At 33.7% G+C, this 17,721-nt stretch carries 19 protein-coding genes; 8 read left to right on the top strand and 11 right to left on the bottom strand.

Annotated features, from left to right (window positions below; genetic code table 11):
- The first annotated feature begins 9 nt into the window (after window positions 1-9).
- Window positions 10-927, top strand: coding sequence for a flagellar hook-associated protein FlgL (flgL, locus tag Q0K76_RS07400; protein ID WP_294613707.1), 918 nt, complete (start codon window positions 10-12; stop codon window positions 925-927).
- 929 nt (window positions 928-1,856) lie between these two features.
- Here flgL and flgJ read toward each other — a convergent pair.
- Genes flgJ through flgB form a run of 9 tightly spaced genes read right to left on the bottom strand, consistent with a single transcriptional unit; the run spans window position 1,857 to window position 9,107 of the window.
- Window positions 1,857-2,915, bottom strand: a complete 1,059-nt coding sequence (gene flgJ / locus Q0K76_RS07395) for a flagellar assembly peptidoglycan hydrolase FlgJ (protein ID WP_294613705.1) — start codon at window positions 2,913-2,915, stop codon at window positions 1,857-1,859.
- An 18-nt stretch (window positions 2,916-2,933) separates the two neighbouring features.
- Window positions 2,934-4,001: a flagellar basal body P-ring protein FlgI gene (locus Q0K76_RS07390; protein WP_363322432.1), complete on the bottom strand. Its 1,068-nt coding sequence runs from the start codon at window positions 3,999-4,001 to the stop codon at window positions 2,934-2,936.
- 54 nt (window positions 4,002-4,055) lie between these two features.
- Window positions 4,056-4,742: a flagellar basal body L-ring protein FlgH gene (locus tag Q0K76_RS07385; RefSeq protein WP_363322431.1), complete on the bottom strand. Its 687-nt coding sequence runs from the start codon at window positions 4,740-4,742 to the stop codon at window positions 4,056-4,058.
- 13 nt (window positions 4,743-4,755) lie between these two features.
- A complete protein-coding gene (gene flgG, locus Q0K76_RS07380) occupies window positions 4,756-5,538 on the bottom strand; it encodes a flagellar basal-body rod protein FlgG (protein ID WP_294613696.1) in 783 nt (260 codons plus the stop codon).
- Between the two features lie 13 nt (window positions 5,539-5,551).
- On the bottom strand, window positions 5,552-6,307 hold the full coding sequence (locus tag Q0K76_RS07375; RefSeq protein WP_294613693.1) for a flagellar basal body rod protein FlgF: 756 nt from the start codon (window positions 6,305-6,307) through the stop codon (window positions 5,552-5,554).
- Window positions 6,308-6,322: 15 nt separating this feature from the next.
- Window positions 6,323-7,534: a flagellar hook protein FlgE gene (gene flgE, locus Q0K76_RS07370; RefSeq protein WP_294613690.1), complete on the bottom strand. Its 1,212-nt coding sequence runs from the start codon at window positions 7,532-7,534 to the stop codon at window positions 6,323-6,325.
- Between the two features lie 16 nt (window positions 7,535-7,550).
- Complete coding sequence (gene flgD / locus Q0K76_RS07365; protein ID WP_294613687.1) at window positions 7,551-8,270, bottom strand: flagellar hook assembly protein FlgD; 720 nt, start codon at window positions 8,268-8,270, stop codon at window positions 7,551-7,553.
- 12 nt (window positions 8,271-8,282) lie between these two features.
- A complete protein-coding gene (gene flgC / locus Q0K76_RS07360) occupies window positions 8,283-8,690 on the bottom strand; it encodes a flagellar basal body rod protein FlgC (protein ID WP_294613684.1) in 408 nt (135 codons plus the stop codon).
- Between the two features lie 6 nt (window positions 8,691-8,696).
- The gene (flgB, locus tag Q0K76_RS07355) at window positions 8,697-9,107 is read right to left on the bottom strand and encodes a flagellar basal body rod protein FlgB (protein WP_294613681.1); all 411 of its coding nucleotides are present in this window, start codon (window positions 9,105-9,107) and stop codon (window positions 8,697-8,699) included.
- Between the two features lie 155 nt (window positions 9,108-9,262).
- Here flgB and flgA point away from each other — a divergent pair, with 155 nt between their 5' ends.
- The 5 genes from flgA (at window position 9,263) to flhA (ending at window position 14,167) form a co-directional block, all read left to right on the top strand.
- Window positions 9,263-9,937: a flagellar basal body P-ring formation chaperone FlgA gene (gene flgA, locus Q0K76_RS07350; RefSeq protein ID WP_294613678.1), complete on the top strand. Its 675-nt coding sequence runs from the start codon at window positions 9,263-9,265 to the stop codon at window positions 9,935-9,937.
- Between the two features lie 76 nt (window positions 9,938-10,013).
- Window positions 10,014-10,319 (top strand): flagellar biosynthesis anti-sigma factor FlgM, encoded by a 306-nt coding sequence (gene flgM / locus Q0K76_RS07345; protein ID WP_294613675.1) that lies wholly within the window; start codon window positions 10,014-10,016, stop codon window positions 10,317-10,319.
- A 33-nt stretch (window positions 10,320-10,352) separates the two neighbouring features.
- Window positions 10,353-10,787, top strand: a complete 435-nt coding sequence (flgN, locus tag Q0K76_RS07340; RefSeq protein ID WP_294613672.1) for a flagellar export chaperone FlgN — start codon at window positions 10,353-10,355, stop codon at window positions 10,785-10,787.
- Window positions 10,788-10,932: 145 nt separating this feature from the next.
- Window positions 10,933-12,075, top strand: a complete 1,143-nt coding sequence (flhB, locus tag Q0K76_RS07335; protein ID WP_294613669.1) for a flagellar biosynthesis protein FlhB — start codon at window positions 10,933-10,935, stop codon at window positions 12,073-12,075.
- Window positions 12,076-12,079: 4 nt separating this feature from the next.
- Complete coding sequence (gene flhA / locus Q0K76_RS07330; RefSeq protein ID WP_294613667.1) at window positions 12,080-14,167, top strand: flagellar biosynthesis protein FlhA; 2,088 nt, start codon at window positions 12,080-12,082, stop codon at window positions 14,165-14,167.
- A gap of 288 nt (window positions 14,168-14,455) precedes the next feature.
- On the opposite strand, the gene Q0K76_RS07325 is transcribed toward flhA, so the two are convergent.
- Window positions 14,456-15,091 (bottom strand): NAD(P)-dependent oxidoreductase, encoded by a 636-nt coding sequence (locus Q0K76_RS07325; protein WP_294613664.1) that lies wholly within the window; start codon window positions 15,089-15,091, stop codon window positions 14,456-14,458.
- Between the two features lie 187 nt (window positions 15,092-15,278).
- Here Q0K76_RS07325 and Q0K76_RS07320 point away from each other — a divergent pair, with 187 nt between their 5' ends.
- The gene (locus tag Q0K76_RS07320; protein ID WP_294613661.1) at window positions 15,279-15,614 is read left to right on the top strand and encodes a helix-turn-helix domain-containing protein; all 336 of its coding nucleotides are present in this window, start codon (window positions 15,279-15,281) and stop codon (window positions 15,612-15,614) included.
- An 83-nt stretch (window positions 15,615-15,697) separates the two neighbouring features.
- Here the strand turns inward: Q0K76_RS07320 and Q0K76_RS07315 are convergent, their stop codons facing one another.
- A complete protein-coding gene (locus Q0K76_RS07315) occupies window positions 15,698-16,219 on the bottom strand; it encodes a hypothetical protein (RefSeq protein ID WP_294613658.1) in 522 nt (173 codons plus the stop codon).
- A gap of 354 nt (window positions 16,220-16,573) precedes the next feature.
- On the opposite strand from Q0K76_RS07315, the gene treR reads away from it, so the two are divergent.
- Complete coding sequence (treR, locus tag Q0K76_RS07310; protein ID WP_294613655.1) at window positions 16,574-17,536, top strand: trehalose operon repressor TreR; 963 nt, start codon at window positions 16,574-16,576, stop codon at window positions 17,534-17,536.
- Window positions 17,537-17,721: the final 185 nt, after the last annotated feature.

Here is a 17,721-nt window from a genome sequence, read left to right as displayed (position 1 = left end):
GAATAAAAAATGCGCGTTAGTACAAACTCACTATATCAAAGAAATTTACAAAGTATTTTAAATACCAACAGCAAATATCAAACATCTGGTTTACATTTATCAACCGGTAAGAGGATTTTGACACCATCTGATGATCCAATTGGTACAACACAAGCGTTAATCCTCAAACAGGAAAAAGAAAAAAATCAGCAATTCCTTGTTGCTCGTGATAACGCTGATAAATCACTTAGTCACCAAGATACTATCTTAGGCAGCGTCAATACAGTAATCCAGAATATTAAAGAGACTTTAGTATATGCAGGGAATGGAGCATTAAATGACGATAATTTGAAAGATCTTGCCAATAAATTGCAAGGTTTAAAAGATCAACTTTTTTCATTAGCTAACGCACAAGATGGTAACGGCAATTACATTTTTGCTGGTAATAAAAATGACACTCCGCCTTTTGTTAAGGATAACAATGGTGTAGTTAGTTATGTTGGTGGTACCACCACAATTAATGTTCTTGTTGATAATACGCGTGAAGTTCCATTGAGTTTTACTGGCATTCAAGTGTTTATGACAGGATCGAATCCAAGTGGAGATCATAATATTTTCGCTAGTATTGATCATGCTCTTGTCGCTTTAAATAATGGTGTCAATGATCCGCAATATCAAACAGAATTATCAAAAGCTAATCTTGGAATTGAAGATTCTTTTGACAATTTCAATATAGTTAGAGCTAATGGCGGTTCGTTATTATCAGAAATTGAAGAATTAACCGAACTTGGTAAAACGGTTGATGTTGAATTTGAAGGTCAAATTAGCCAGATTGAAGAAGTTGACTGGTATGAGGCAATTTCTGACTATGTAATGCTAAAAGCTAATTTACAAGCAGCTCAATATGTCTTCAAAACCATGCAAAGTATGTCACTTTTTCAAATGTAACAAATTTAGCTGACTAAGTATTAAAAGTTAACATTAGCTACAATAGCAATTGAAACGGGAGGGATTGTACCTCCTTTTTCATTATTATCATAACTAAAACTAGCGGTGATTTATTATTAACTACCAATCAAATAATTTACTGCTAAATTAAGTTCTTCTCCTTTCCTCATTCTTATCTGTTCTTGATTGATTCATGAAGCATTGAATGATTTAGGTATTGTCCAATAACACATTACTATCATTAAAAGGCTGACCCTGCAAATAAATAGTTGTGCCATTTAGTATTCATTTGTTAAAGCCAATAAGTTAGCACGAATAAAGGTCAAATATAAACAATGTATATCTATCCCTAATTCACCCACAGCTACCATTATCAATACATATAGCTAATTTTATTCATCGTAGATTATCTAACCTATTTTTAGCTACTAGCATTACCGTATTATAATTGCTATCTGTTGCTACTTGTTTTGATAGAGCAATGATAGAGAGATTAAAGCTGTTGAAAACAGCCAAATCACTGCCAAAAAAACAGCTCAAATATAAAACACTTTATCAAACCTTTTATTAACTCGATTTGCATTAGGTGTTGAATGTAGGATTGATTAATCAATTGCTTTGGAAAGGCAAACACTTTAAACAAGCTTAACCAACTATTCAATACATCACTGTATGAATAAATGTTATTTATAAAAGGTCCACCTATCATTACTCAATTAGTACTCTAATATGATCTAATTTAAAAGTAACCTTAAATATACTATCAAAATCATGCGAACAGATCATTTTTAATTATTTAGAATAGTAGATATTAATCAAGATAATTACTATGTATAAATTCAGTATGAGTTATAATGGAAAAAAGGAGGGAATATAACCTCCTTTTTATATAATCAGACAAATCAATATGTTAAATATTAATTTTGATCTTACTTAAATGCGATTTGTTTGAAGCCAGATATTGCTGTTAATTGAGGAGTATTTTGGGCTATTTGTTCTATGCGACTAATAATTTGAATAAGTTTATTACTATATTCTGGATCAGTTGCATATTTAGCCGCTTGCAACTCTTTTGCAGCGGTTCTAGCATCTGGCGCTTTTACAACAGAACTATAACGAGGATTTTTGGTTAACAAATTGAGATAATCTGTTAATGCATGTTGCTTGCTGTTATAAACTCGAAAATCATCTTGAATTTTAATCATTTTGTCATTAATAAATTCATGAGTCGTTGAACGAGTTGAATCGCCTAGCCATGATGAATTGGCTTTTATGCCAAAATAATTATAACTTGGCTTGTTATCAGCTGTTTTTATTTGTTTCTGTCCCCAACCTGATTCTAAAGCAGCTTGTGCAATAATCACTTCGTAAGGAATGCCTGAATTTTTAGCTGCCTGTTTTGCTGGTTCAAGCCAATCTTTAATAAAAGCAGTAATATCATCGGTTTCAAGTGTGTCAACATTAGATGGTGTTTTATCAGATATATTTTCAGCTTGATTTGATGTTTTTTCTTTATTATTAAGACTACTTAGATAAAGCATTTGACCTAATGCCTGAGGTGTTAAATTAGAAGTAGACGTATTACTACTAAATAAAGATTGAGCTAACTGGAGATTTTGTTGTGTATTATTTGCACTTACCTGTTGTGACGACGACTGAACGTCCATAGTTGGCAACGTTTGTTTATTATTCGTCAATTGTTTAGCGATGATTTGAGCTAAACCAAACCCCTTTCCAGCAGCTTGCTGTGCCACTTGCTGATCAAACATGGCCGTAAACAATTGAGAAGTTGATTGATTAAATAACCCACCTTCCGGCACTGCTTTACGCATACTTTGCATCATCATATTAATAAATAACGATTCAAATTGCTTGGCAACTTGTTCAATAGCGTCAGCCGAACCTTGAGCTGCATAATTTTTTAACTGATTTAACCCAGATAAATCATAAGCAAAACGGTTTAAAGGTTGATCAATTATATTACTCATATGATATGTTCTTTTTGGTTAAATAGTTTCCAACGCTGCATGTAAACAGCCCGCAGCTTTTAAAGCTTCAAGTACTGACATTAATTCAGTTGGATTCGATCCTAATAAATTTAACGATTTAATAACATCATTTAAGCTTGCACTAGCTGGTACATTTTGTAGTGCGGTATTTTCTTGTTCAATAGCAACCTGATCTTCTGGCACTACTGCCGTTTGACCGCCAGCAAATGGAGTATTAGGTTGACTTACATTCAATCTATTATTTACAACAATTGATAAATTACCTTGTGCCACAGCACAATTATCTAATTGAACTTTTTGGTTCATTACTACTACCCCTGTCCTGGTATTTATTACCACTCTTGCTGAAATAGGAGTTGTACCAATTTCAAGGTTCTGTATTCGTGATAAAAACTGTACTCGTGCATTACTATCTTTTGGCATTTTTAACGCAATTGTCATACCATCTAATGCTACAGCTGCATTCCTTCGTACTCTATTAATCGCCTCAGTGATTTTTAAAGCACGCGTATAATCAAATTGATTAATATGCAAATGTATAACATCTTGTTTATCTAAATTTGTTGCTAACTCTCGTTCGATAGTCGCTCCATTTGGAATAGCAGCTCCTGCTACTTGATTTACACTGACACTACTACCTCTAGAGCTAGCTCCCATCCCACCAACAAAAAGATTACCTTGAGCAATAGCATATACTTGATTATCCGTTCCTTTTAATGGTGTCATAATTAGCGTCCCGCCACGTAAGCTTTTAGCATTACCAAGCGACGATACCACAACATCAATTTGTTGCCCAACCCGAGAAAAAGACGGTAATTTAGCAGTTACCATAACTGCAGCTACATTTTTTAGCTGCATATTAGTACCTGATGGAACCGTAATACCTAATTGAGAAAGCATATTGGTGATACTTTGAATAGTAAAAGGAGTCTGTGATGTTTGATCGCCTGTGCCATCAAGACCAACAACAAGACCATAACCAACTAAAGCATTATCTCTTACACCTTGGAATGTCACTAAATCGCGTATGCGCTCAGCATGGCTAAATGGTACAACCAATATCATCGCAAAGATAAAGCAGGTAATAGTACGCAATTTTATTATCATAAAATGAACTCTTTAAAATGGTGAAATATTTAAGAATAAACGTTGCAACCAACCCATTGTTTGGGCTTCATCAATATAACCGTTGCCCACATATTCAATACGCGCATCAGCAACTTGGGTTGAGATTACAGTATTACTACCACTGATAGTTCTAGGATTAACAACTCCTGAAAAACGGATAAATTCAGTCCCTTGATTAATCGCTATTTGTTTTTCGCCAATTACTTTCAAATTACCATTTATCAAAACATCCTCTACAGTAACAGTTATCGTTCCATTAAATGTATTTTTAGCATTAGCGCCACCAGAACCTTTAAAATCATTTTCACCAGAAACATTAGTATCAACTTTTCCTCGACCTAACAAACCATCTAAGAAATTTGGTACGCTTGTTACACCAACATTAGCTGAACCATTGCGCCCAGCATTAACTGATGAGCTTTTACTAGCATTAACATTTTCTTGTAATACTATAGTTAACACATCACCAATATTGCGTGGACGACGATCTTCAAACATTGGTTGATATCCATAACTACTAAATTGTGTAGCTTGATAAATCGAACCACTTGAATTGATGATTGCTGGCATTTGCGGAACAACACTAGTTTGACCTTTAACTAAAGGTTTTTTAGGTAATTGTGCACAGCCACTTAAAAACAATGCAAGTAAAATATATAAATATTTCATTAAACTCATCATTTTGTTAAATTTAGATTTGATATAGCCGTTGTAACATTTGGTCAGATGCCGAAATAGCTTTACTATTGATTTCATATGCTCGCTGAACCTGAATCATATTGACCAGCTCTTCAGCAACATTAACATTAGAAGTTTCAATATAACCTTGATATAACAAACCGGCTCCATTTAATCCAGGAGTATTTTCTGTCGGCGCTCCGGAACTTTCCGTTTCTAAATAGAGATTTTCGCCCATACTTTCCAATCCAGTATCATTAATAAAAGTATGTAACGTCAATTGACCTACTTGTACTTGGGTTGATTGATTAGCTAAAGTCACACTAACAATCCCATCACGTGCAATAGTCATTTTTATTGCATTGTTTGGAATATTAATAGTTGGCTGAAGCTCATAACCTGCAGCTGTAACTAATTGACCATTTTGGTTAACTTGGAAAGAACCATTTCGTGTATAGGCTTGCGTTCCATCTGGTAATAACACTTGAAAAAAACCTTGCCCATTAATGGCTACATCACTACTGTTATCCGTTAATTCCAAATTTCCTTGACTATGAAGGCGTTCAGTAGCTACTGGACGAACACCTGTACCAATCTGTAACCCTGATGGCAGTGTCGTTTGCTCTGAAGACTGAGCCCCCGGTTGGCGCATAGTTTGATATAATAAATCTTCAAATATTGCTCTTTGCCTTTTGAAACCACTAGTACTTACGTTGGCTAAATTATTGGATATTACATCCATATTCATTTGTTGCGCAGACAATCCTGTCTTGGCAATCCATAATGATTTAATCATTGTCCTTTCCTAATTAAGTTAGTGATAAAATTTGATTCGCTTTTTGTGCATTTTCATCGGCGCTACTAATTTCTTTCATCTGCATCTCGAATTGACGAGCGTGGCTGATTAAATCAACCATCGCAGAGACAGGATTAACATTACTACCTTCTAAAACCCCAGACATTAGTAATGTATCAGGGTTATCGGGCAATACTTCACCACGAGTATTACGTATTTCATTAGTTACACGAAAAAAACCATCATCACCGCGAATAACTTCATTGCGCTCAAGATGAACTCGCTTTATTTTGCCTACTTGAGCGATAGTTGTGGGTTGATCTCCAGCCCCTAAAGCGGTCAGTGTTCCATCAGTACTTACACTGACTTGAGAGCGTTGTGGCACAGTTAAAATTCCATTGTCACCAATGAGTGGATAACCTTTAATATTAAGCGTACCATCTTCATCAACCTGAATCGCGCCATTACGTGTATAAGCTTCACTACCATCAGGTAACTGTACCGCTAGCCAGTGATCTTCAGCTAAAGCAACATCTAATTCACGCCCTGTATAATTAAATGCCCCCATAGTTGAATCAAAAGTTGGCGTTGTTGCTGTTACCATAGTTCGAGTAGGCATATCATTACCCAAAATAGGAACGGCTTTCAAAGCAGCCAATTGTGCACGAAAGCCTACCGTTGAAACGTTGGATAAATTATGAGTGGTAATTGCCTGCTTATTAAGCACCTGACTGGCTGCTGACATAGCTGTATAAATAACGCGATCCATAGATTACCCTTTAAGTTAACGTAAATTAACTAATGTATTAAGAATTTGATCCTGAGTTTTAATCATTTGTGAATTTGATTGATAGTTACGCTGAGCAACAATCATATCGACTAACTCTTGACTTAAGTCAACATTCGATGATTCTACCGCACCACTAGTTAACGTACCCAATGTACCAGTATTAGCCGTACCTAATGACTCTAAACCGGATTCACTAGTTGCTCGCCAATTATTATTTCCTAATGGCTCTAAACCATTAACATTAGCAAAATCTGCCATTGCAATTTGACCTAACAACATTTGTTGCTGGTTAGAATAAATACCATAAATAGTACCATCATTATTAATATTATAACCAATCAAATCACCTGGCGCATAACCATCTGCAACAGGGGTTTTAACACTACCGGCTTCTTTACCCAAATTTTGTTGAGAACTATGGGCTAATGATATAGAAAAGGTATTTTGTGCAGAACCATTTAATGCATTTACAGTAATAGTCATATTAGGGTTACTAATTAGTCTACCTGAAGTGTCAAACTCCATCTGCCCCATATTTGTTAAGTTTGCTCCTGGATCACTGCTATCAAGATAATAAACATCCCAATGATTATCTGAGGTTTTTGCATAAAATAATTGAACATTACGCTGATTACCTAAAGAATCATAAGTGGTAAATGTTGTAGAATAATTAAATGTGTCTGCATCAGATGGGTCAACAGGAGATCTTACAGGAACTTGATTATTTGAATTCAAATTTGTTTGTAAAGAGACTTTAGTTGTCGCTTGAGCATTTAACATTTCTTGCGAAATTCTTAATGGCGTCGGTGCGGCACCTTGTTGTACTTTAGGTGGGGTACCAGTAGCTGGGTATCCAGTTAAATGGTATCCATCGGCAGAAAGAATATTTCGGTCAGCATCTAATTGAAATTGCCCATTACGCGTATAATAAATCTGGCCTTTATTATCACTCAAACGAAAGAAACCATTTCCCGAAATAGCCACATCTAAGCTGTTATTGGTAGCTGTAGTTGTACCATTATTAAAATCTTGCATAACCGCAGCAACTCTTACGCCCATACCAACTTTTGAGCCAGCATACAAGTCAGCGAAAACAATACCTGCACTTTTAAATCCGACTGTAGCTGAATTGGCAATATTATTACCAATTACATCTAATTGCTTCGATGATGCATTTAGACCACTAACTGACTGAGAAAATCCCATATAAAATCTATCTCCTTTAAAGAATTTGACGGACTTCGTCAATGCTTACTGAACCAAGTATTCCTAAATCAAGTAATACTTTATTGTTAACCTTATTACTAATAACACCATAAACCACAGAGTAACCTAATGATGTTGATGATACTTTTTTCCCGTCATTACTAGCTTTAACAGTAAAGGTATAACTGCCATCCGGAGCTGTCGTACCATCATTAGTCTTGCCATCCCACGTGAAAGAACTTACACCTGCTCGAATTGCACCTAAATCTACTTCTCGAACTACATTTCCGTTTCCATCTTGGATAGTAACAACTACTGAATCTGCATCACTCATTAATTCGAATCCAAACGGAGTTGTAATCGTTTCCGGTGTTGCGTTTTGGTCTTCTTGCTCTGCCTTCGCAACTAAAATCTTATTGCCAGGTACCATTACACCTCGACCAATTAGATTACCAGCGTTAACAGACATGCTGTCGTCAATTTGTCCGGAAACCTTACCTAGTGTAGTATTCAGTTTTTCAATACCTGCTAAAGTATTAATCTGAGCAAGTTGCGATGTTAACTGACTATTATCCATTGGGTTAGTTGGATCCTGATTTTTCATTTGTGCAATTAATAATGCCAAAAAATTATCTTGTAATTCTTGACTAGAATTCTCATCTGAACTCTTTTTTTTAGTAGATTGAGGTGCTGTTACCCCTGATTGTTCGGAAACTTGCACATTAGATATACCCACAATCGACTCCTGTTATTGCCCTAAAGTAAGAGTTTTTAACATTAAGCTTTTTGCTGTATTAATCACTTCTACATTTGCCTGATAACTACGTGATGCTGAAATAGTGTTAACCATTTCAGCAACCACATCAACATTTGGTTTTTGTATATAACCTCGTTCATCTGCTAATGGGTGATTAGGTTCATAAACCAAATTCATAGGTGATGGATCTTCAATAACTTTTGTCACCTTAACACCTGATACCATATTTTGGTAACCATTATTATTATCAACTTGAAACAAGACCTGTTTTGCTCGATAAGCCTTACCCGATGTACTTGTCACACTATCAGCATTAGCTAAATTACTAGCACTCACATTCATACGTTGTGATTGAGCTACCAATGCAGAACCAGATATTGCAAAAATAGAAAAAGTCATAGTTAATTATCCTTGTTGTAATACCGACATAACATTTTTAAATTGCTCAGTTAAAAACGTTAAATTGCTTTGATAATGAATAGTGTTGTCAATAAAGGCTGTACGTTCTTGATCCATTTCCACGGTATTACCATCAGCAGCGGCTTGAAAAGGAATGCGATACATTAAATTTTGATTTAGCGTCAATGGTGTTTTTAATTGAATATGACGATCTGAGGTAACACTAAGTTTGACATCATTAATGTTGTTTTCTTTTTTAAGCGCTTTAATTAGTTCAGCATTAAAATCAATATCTCTTGCCTGATAATTAGGTGTATCACTATTAGCAATATTTGCGGATAATATATTTTGCCGTATATTACGCATATTTAATGCCTGCTGATGAAAATTAATTAGTGTATCTAATTTATCTAACATAAAACTATCCTACTTTTTTTAGATGCTAGGATTTTAAGTTAATCAAAAAAAATTCATCGCATAAATAACAACAAAAATTGTCCTTACTTTCAACATTTAACGAATTAACTCATAAAGTAGAATCCAATCATAAATAATCTCAAAAGTAAATAAGCATGATTAAAATCGGTAGATTTATATTGTTAACTTTTATGTTATCAAGTTGGAGTACAGCTTTTGCTTATTCTCTAGATGAACAAATTAATAATTTAATCTCACAGCAATTAACCCAGATGCAAGCAACAAATAATGTTGAAGATATTATTATTACTTATACCACACCAAAACCAAAATTGAGTTGTGATACACCAATATTAACACTATTAAATAAAAAAAAACTCTGGGGAAATGTTACTATAAGTGCACAATGTGATAATAAAACCAAGTTTATACAAATAAATGTTGTCATTATGGGAAGTTATGTTGTTGCAAGCCAACCTATTAGTGCAGGAACAATTATCACAGAACAACATTTACTGAAAAAATCCGGTCGCTTAGATACTTTACCAGCAACGGTTATTTTAGATAAGACACAGGCAATCAATCATATTGCTTTACGTAATATTAATCGTGATGAACCAATAAAATCATCATCACTACAAAAAAATTGGCATGTTAAAGCAGGGCAAATAATTAAAGTAATAATTAAAGGCGATGGTTATCAGATAATTACTAATGGTAAAACACTTAATAACGCTATATTAGACGATCATATTAATATTAGGCTCGAATCTGGTAATATTATTGAAGGTATCGTTACCACCGAAGGAGTAATAATTTTTAGTAAATAATATTAATGATTTTCCTAATATTGCCGATAATTAAATAAAGACTTAACCCTATCCAACATTGATCAAAGGAATTTTTATGAGTATCGATCCCACAAAATCCATTATTGCAATATCGAGGTTACTTAATCGAGATGCGATAAATGAAAGACAAAAAAGCCAGACTACATCAATGTCAAGAAAAAACAACTCTTCGGTTGGAACTAATGTAAGTTTGAGTCAAGGCACAATGCAACTCTTACAATCAACCGAAAATGATATTGATATTGAAAAAATTGAGCAAATAAAACAAGCCATCACCAATGGTAAATTAGTTATTGACCCTCATAAAATTGCAGATGAATTAATTGAACAGATGATTCAAGATTTCAAAAATATTAAATAGCAAAATAATTCGTAGTTTAAAGGGGGAATAGTAATGTTAGAATTAGATAATATCTTAAAAAAAATATCAGCAATGTTACACATTCTTTCAGAAATTCTACATACTGAACAACAAATATTAATTGAAAAAAGTTCAATCAGTCAATTGAATGAAGTCATAAATAAAAAAAGTCAATTACTTATTGAATTGAAATTGCTTGATGAAAAACGAATAGAGATAAGTAAGCAATGCAATATTAAAGCACCTTATAGCGAAAATCCATCGTTAGCTACACAATGGGAATCAATAACTGATACAACAAAATCCTTAACCCAAATAAATCATGATAATGGTTTGATAATCCAAAATCGTATCGATAAAACCCAGCAATCAATCAATTATTTCAAAAAAATAAACGATCCAGTCGTCTATACAAATAGTGGTTATCAGAAAAAAGAAGTTATTTCATCTAAAAGAGCTAAAGTTTAATTGCTGTTTATAATTCGCTTCACAGCAAACGAGATAAATACAACTTAAAATATCGTCTTTTCAAGCTAATAACTTTTCATAGTTGGGTTCATACTGTTATATATGATAAACCCTAATTTGATAGTTGAATTTTATTTAAATCCTCATGGCTGAAGATAGTGATGCAGATAAAAGTGAACGCCCCTCCCCAAGTAAAATAAAAAAAGCAAGGGAAAAGGGACAAATTCCTCGTTCACGAGAATTAACTTCATTGGTAATTTTACTAATAGGTATTTTTTTATTTTGGTTTATGGGAGCTAATCTTGTTACTAATTTAACTACCATTATAAAAACAGCTATGAATGTTTCATTTAGAAATGACGATGATAAATTAATAATCTTCAATTTGGTTAATTTTACCACAGCAGGTTTTTGGTCTATATTTCCAATTTTTTTGGGGTTAGTTATTGTTGCAATTTTAGCTCCGCTTTGTTTAGGCGGTTTACTTTTTACTATGCAATCAATTAAACCGAATTTTGGGAAATTAAATCCAATTGCTGGTTTTGGTAGAATATTTAGTGTCAGAATTTTTGCAGAATTATTAAAAAGCATACTGAAAGTTGTTTTAATTTCTTCAGTTTGCATGGTATTTATAATCAATTATTTTCCTAATATACTCGTTTTACCTAATATGTACTTCAATAATGCATTAGCAAAATCGATGCAATTAATTATTTTATGTGGAATATTTTGTGTGTTATCTTTAATTCCAATGGTTGGTTTTGATATTTTTTATCAAATATGGAGTAATTTGAAAAAATTAAAAATGACCAAACAGGAAGTGAAAGATGAATTTAAAGAAGAGGAAGGAAATCCCCAAATTAAAGGGCGTATTCGACAAATGCAACAAGCAATCTCACGACGTCGAATGATGAAAGATGTGACCAAAGCAAACGTTATCGTTACCAACCCTACTCATTATGCTGTAGCTTTACAATATGATGAAAAAACCATGATTGCACCGAAATTATTAGCCAAAGGTACCGATAAAATAGCTCTACGTATTAGAGAAATCGCTAATGAACATAATATTCCACAATTAGAAGCGCCGCCACTTGCTCGCGCTCTATATCGCTATGGTGAAATAGGTCAAACAATTCCAACAGAATTATATACTGCTGTCGCTCAAATTTTAGCTTGGGTATATCAATTAAAACATTGGTATAAATATGGAGGCGATAAACCAATAACGCCGAGTAATTTACCCGTTCCAGAGTCATTATCTAAAATAAATAAAGGCAATAACTAATCTCATGATTAAATCCAAACTACTTACGTTATTATCAATTAATACCTTAAAAAATGGTCATTATCAAATCTTAGCTGGACCACTGCTTATTTTATTAATTCTTTCAATGATGGTATTGCCATTACCGGCATTCATTTTGGATCTCTTTTTTACGTTTAATATTGCATTATCTATTATTATATTAATTGTAGCATTATTTACTAAGCGAGTTCTTGATTTTGCCGCATTCCCTACTGTCTTGTTATTTGCCACTTTATTAAGATTATCATTAAATATTGCATCTACTCGAATTGTACTACTTAAAGGGCATACCGGTAGCGATGCTGCGGGTCGAGTCATTGAAGCATTTGGTCACTTCCTAGTTGGTGGTAATTTTGCCATAGGTATCGTGGTGTTTGTGATATTAATTATCATCAATTTTATGGTAATAACAAAAGGTGCAGGAAGAATAGCTGAAGTTGGCGCACGCTTCGCTTTAGACGGCATGCCAGGAAAACAAATGGCAATTGATGCCGATCTTAATGCTGGTTTAATTGGGGAAGATGAAGCAAAAGCACGGCGAGCAGAAGTCACGCAAGAAGCTGATTTTTATGGTTCAATGGACGGTGCTAGTAAATTTGTACGTGGAGATGCGATTGCGGGATTACTGATAATGGCCATTACTATTATTGGTGGATTATTGGTAGGCGTTGGCCAACACGGTATGGCACTATCTGATGCAAGTAAAACATACGTGTTATTGACTATTGGCGATGGTCTAGTTGCTCAAATTCCATCCTTAATTATTTCTACTGCGGCAGGTGTTATTGTTACACGAGTAACCTCACAAGATAATATCAGTGAACAAATGCTCAAGCAGTTATTCAATAATCCACAAGTATTAATTTTAACCGCTATAGTAATTGGATTGCTTGGGTTAATCCCAGGTATGCCAAATTTAGTTTTTTTAACCTTTACCGGAATTTTAATAATATTATCTTGGTGGCTAGCTAAGCATAAAAAAACCGAACCAAAAACCACAACTAAAAAAACTAGTGTAAAAGCAACTACCCCAACAAACATTGAGGCAACTTGGTCAGATGTTAGTATCGAGGATATACTTGCAATGGAAGTTGGATATGGACTTATACCAATGGTTGATCAAACACAAAATGGTGAATTACTTGGTAGAATACGTAGTCTACGTAAGAAATTTGCACAAACACTAGGCTTTTTACCGCCTCAGGTACATATTCGGGACAATCTTTCATTAGCACCTTATCAATATAAATTCTTTATAAAAGGTGGTGAAATCGGTAACGGTGAAATCATCAATAATAAATGGTTAGCCATTAATCCTGGTAATGTTACCGAAACAATTGAAGGCATACCAACAACTGAACCTGCTTTCGGATTACCAGCAGTATGGATAGACGAAAGTAATAAAGAAAATGCACAAATTTTAGGTTACACAGTTGTAGATAACAGTACCATGATTGCAACCCATTTCAATCACTTATTACAGACGTTTGCTAGTGATTTATTAGGCCGTTCAGAAACACAAGAATTACTGGATCGAATTAAGCAAGAAATGCCTAAATTAGTAGAGGACTTTATTCCTGGTGTAGTGACTTTAACCACTTTTCATAAAATACTGCAAAATTTGATTGCCGAAAAGGTTTCAATACGCGATATGCGAACTATCATTGAAACCATATGTGAGCATGCCCCAGTACAAAATGATCCTTATCAATTACTAAGTTATGTAAGAATAGCGCTAGGAAGAGTGATTACACAACAGTGGTTTCCAGGTAATGACCCAATAAATGTAATAGGCTTAAATGTTAGTTTAGAACGACTGTTATTACAAGCTTTACAAAATACTAGCAATCTAGAACCAGGTTTAGCTGAACATATTATTCAACAAATAAAACAAGCAATTACCCAACAAGATGCAATAGGTGCGCCACCGGTATTATTAGTTAATCATGCATTAAGAACAATGTTATCGGAGTTTTTACGACACTCTTTCCCTCAATTAGTGGTATTGTCAAACTTAGAAATTACAGATAATCGAGAAATTAAAGTAACATTTCAAATTGGAGCAGAATAGTTAATATTAACAGATTAAAATTCGATAATTTAATAACCCTAGAGATTAAAAATTGGCATTTCAATAATGCCATTTTTATGATAGTTACTGAGTGCTAACACAAATTTAGAAATGAAAATTAGATCTAACATCTGTATTTCAATTGAAAAATAGTTAGGTATGAATTAATCAAAAATCTTGAACGATAATATTAATCTGTATGAAGCATTTTTTATCAAAATAAAATAATCCCCCTTAGATGAATAAATATCTATGTTTATTTATCATCTAAGGTAACGTTCAAACAACTTATTTACTAGCAACAGTAAAACGTTGTTTGATATGTTTAGGATGCTCAGCTTCATCAACCATCGCAATGGCATAATCAGCATAACTAATTTGGCTTTTACCTTGGCTGTTAACCATAAACTGTTCACCACCAGCGGAATAATGACCGGTTCTGACACCATCGGCTATAAATTCAATCGCAGGGCTTAAGTATGTCCAATTAACATTGTTACATTTTTTAAGTTCATCTAACGCTTTTGCCATATTGGTAGCTAATGGTTTAAATTCATCAGGAAACTCTGGTGTATCAACTAAACGAAGAGTGTGTTCAGGATTCACATATAAACTACCCGCACCACCAACAACCAATAACCGATTTGGTTTACCACTTAAAATATCAGTAAGATATTTTAAACTTGTTTGATGTAATGGAAGAGATTCTAATGTCCATGTAGCAAATGCATCAACTATTACGTCAAAAGGTTTTAAGTCATCATAGGTGAGTTGAAATAAATCTTTGACCAACATTTTTGCTTTAGGATCAACTTTAGCATCAGCTCTACGTATGATCGCAGTAACATCATGTCCACGTGAAAGAGCTTCTTTAACAATCAAACTACCTGATTTACCATTAGCACCAATAACTGCAATTTTCATTTTTTACTCCTTTAATATTGTTTAAATTAAAATTCTATTTTCTTCCAATAAAGGTTTTTGTGTTCAAATATTGAACATTAATCTGATGTTTTTAGCTTAATATGATAAGTTTCTATTGTAAAGTAGGTACTTAATAGTAATATAGTTTCCATTAAGATACTATTATTGAATTTAAAGGATTTTTAACATGTTAACCATTGAAAATTTACCACTTTGTCCAGTTGAAACAACATTAATGCTAATGGGGGATAAATGGAAAGTCCTTATTGTCCGTGACTTACTCACAGGGACTAAACGCTTTGGCGAGTTAAAAAAATCTCTCAACGGGATTTCGCAAAAAGTATTAACCCAACATTTAAGAGCAATGGAAAAAAATGGCTTAATTAATCGCAAGGTCTACGCCGAGGTCCCTCCGAAAGTTGAGTATACACTTACAGAGGTTGGTCAAAGCTTAAAACAAGTACACGATGCGATGTTAGCATGGGGAACAGCATATAAATCAATGAATAGTGGCCATAAATAATCACTATTCATGAAAATTACGAAAAAGGAACGATTGCAAATCAAAAAAACGGGAACTTGCTTCAATTCCTAAATCAAACATAATTAGCCATCATATTCTCTACAACCAAAATAAAATTCACCTGGTTTTGAGTCATCATCTCGACCAATAATGATAGTTTTTGGAAAAGGATTTTCAGCAGTAGCTGGAGCTGTATATTTATAATAGCTACTAATATCTCCCCATGAAAGTTCTTCTTTTAAATCTGTAGGTACTGGCTTAGCACCAATAGATTTTGCAAACATATCCATGTCGCCTTTAGCGGTAGCATAAAAGTATGAACCACTATCACCTAAATAGCGAACACGAGGTACAGTAACATTCAAAATTTGAAGTGGTTTTGCAAAGTAATATTCCAATTCAATCAGCTCTTCATCTAAGTTTTTTACTTCAACGTTTTGTTCATTAAGCCATTTTACGACTTTTGGTTCACGACCATCAATCGGCTCGGCTTGACATAATAATGCAGCTTCAAATTGTGACTCAATGGTAGTGGGTTCCGAAGCATATCCCGAAAAACTGAAAATAAGCAGCGAACTGCATAAAAGCTTATATATTGTTTTCATCTATTTTCCTTATAAAGTAATAAATTAAAATTATTAATATTTAGTGAGTTATATAAAATTGCTTAATCACCTAATGCAAGTCGAAACTTAACGTTCAAAACGTATCACACTAACATTAAAATAAACAATAATTTTTTAAAATATAGATTAACGTCACATTTTAAATAAATAATTTATTTTACCAATTAAAAACCACACTAAACTATATTAATTTAACGCAAGACAATAAAACCATCAAAGCTGATTTATTAGCTTTATTGTCTGACTATAATCCCGCATAACCAAGATGAATATCGCTATTTTTTTGAATCTATATTAGTATGATTAAATTGATTTTGATTCAGTGAAATGATTATGAGTAAGTCATCAAGCAACTTAACGATTAAAGATATTGCCAAGCTTAGTGGTGTAAGTAAATCGACTGTATCACGAGTTATCAATCATGATCCAATGGTTAAAGAAATCACTCGTAATAAGGTGATGTCCATCATTGAACAATATCAATTTACGCCTTCTAAATCAGCTAGAGCCATGCGTGGATATGGTAACAAGGTGATTGGTATCATTGTTACGCGCCTTGATTCAATGTCAGAAAATCAAGCCGTTCGAAGTATGCTACCCATTTTTTACCAGTGTGGTTATGACCCCATTATTATCGAAAGTCAGTTTAGTGCCGATAAAGTGAAAGAACATCTATCCATGTTAAAAGAAAAACAAGCTGACGGCGTAATTATTTTTGCTTTTACAGGGTTAGATAGTTCGTTATTCTCATTTTGGCAAAATAAGAGTGTAATAATGGCACGGTCATTTTCAAATTATACTTGCATTTGTTATGATGACATTGGTGCCGTAACCACAGTACTTAACCACTTATATTACTCACAGCAATATAAAAAAATTGGTTTTATTGGCATTGAGCAACAAGACCAAACCACTGGCGCATTACGTTATCAAACCTATTTAGATTTTTGTGCACAGCATCAAATAATACCAAATGCTTGTTTAGGTAAATTGAGTTACCATTCTGGTTATCAACTAGCTGAATCAATATTGCAACAATCGCCAAGTGCTATCGTCTGTGCCACTGATGCTATCGCTTTAGGTTTAAATAAATACTTACACGAAAAACAGATTAATCAGATTGTCGTTGCTAGTATCGGACACAGTGAATTGCTTAATTTTCTATTTCCCAAAACGCTCTTTATTGAACTTGGTTTTGATAAAGCAGGCATTTATGCCGCTCAAGAATTACTCAGCATGTTAAAACATGAAAGCACGATTAAAGCCATCACGGTTCCTTGTCAGTTAATCAATTAAAAAATGACGGTAACATGTCAATATCACCAATAATTACATTAAAAATTGTGAATTCAATCACAAAAAGGGAACGTTCCCATTTATTGTTTAATGAATTCAATTTATGCTTAAACTATTAATTTTAAAATAGCCGAATAATTGAAGAAGCAAAAAGGCGGAATTCTTCATGATAAGGAGTCTTTGTT

This window comes from uncultured Gilliamella sp. (genome assembly GCA_945271295.1).
In the GTDB taxonomy this organism is placed as follows: domain Bacteria; phylum Pseudomonadota; class Gammaproteobacteria; order Enterobacterales; family Orbaceae; genus Gilliamella.
The sequence above is the reverse complement of the archived record's forward strand: the minus strand, read 5'-3'. Positions and strand labels throughout refer to the sequence as shown.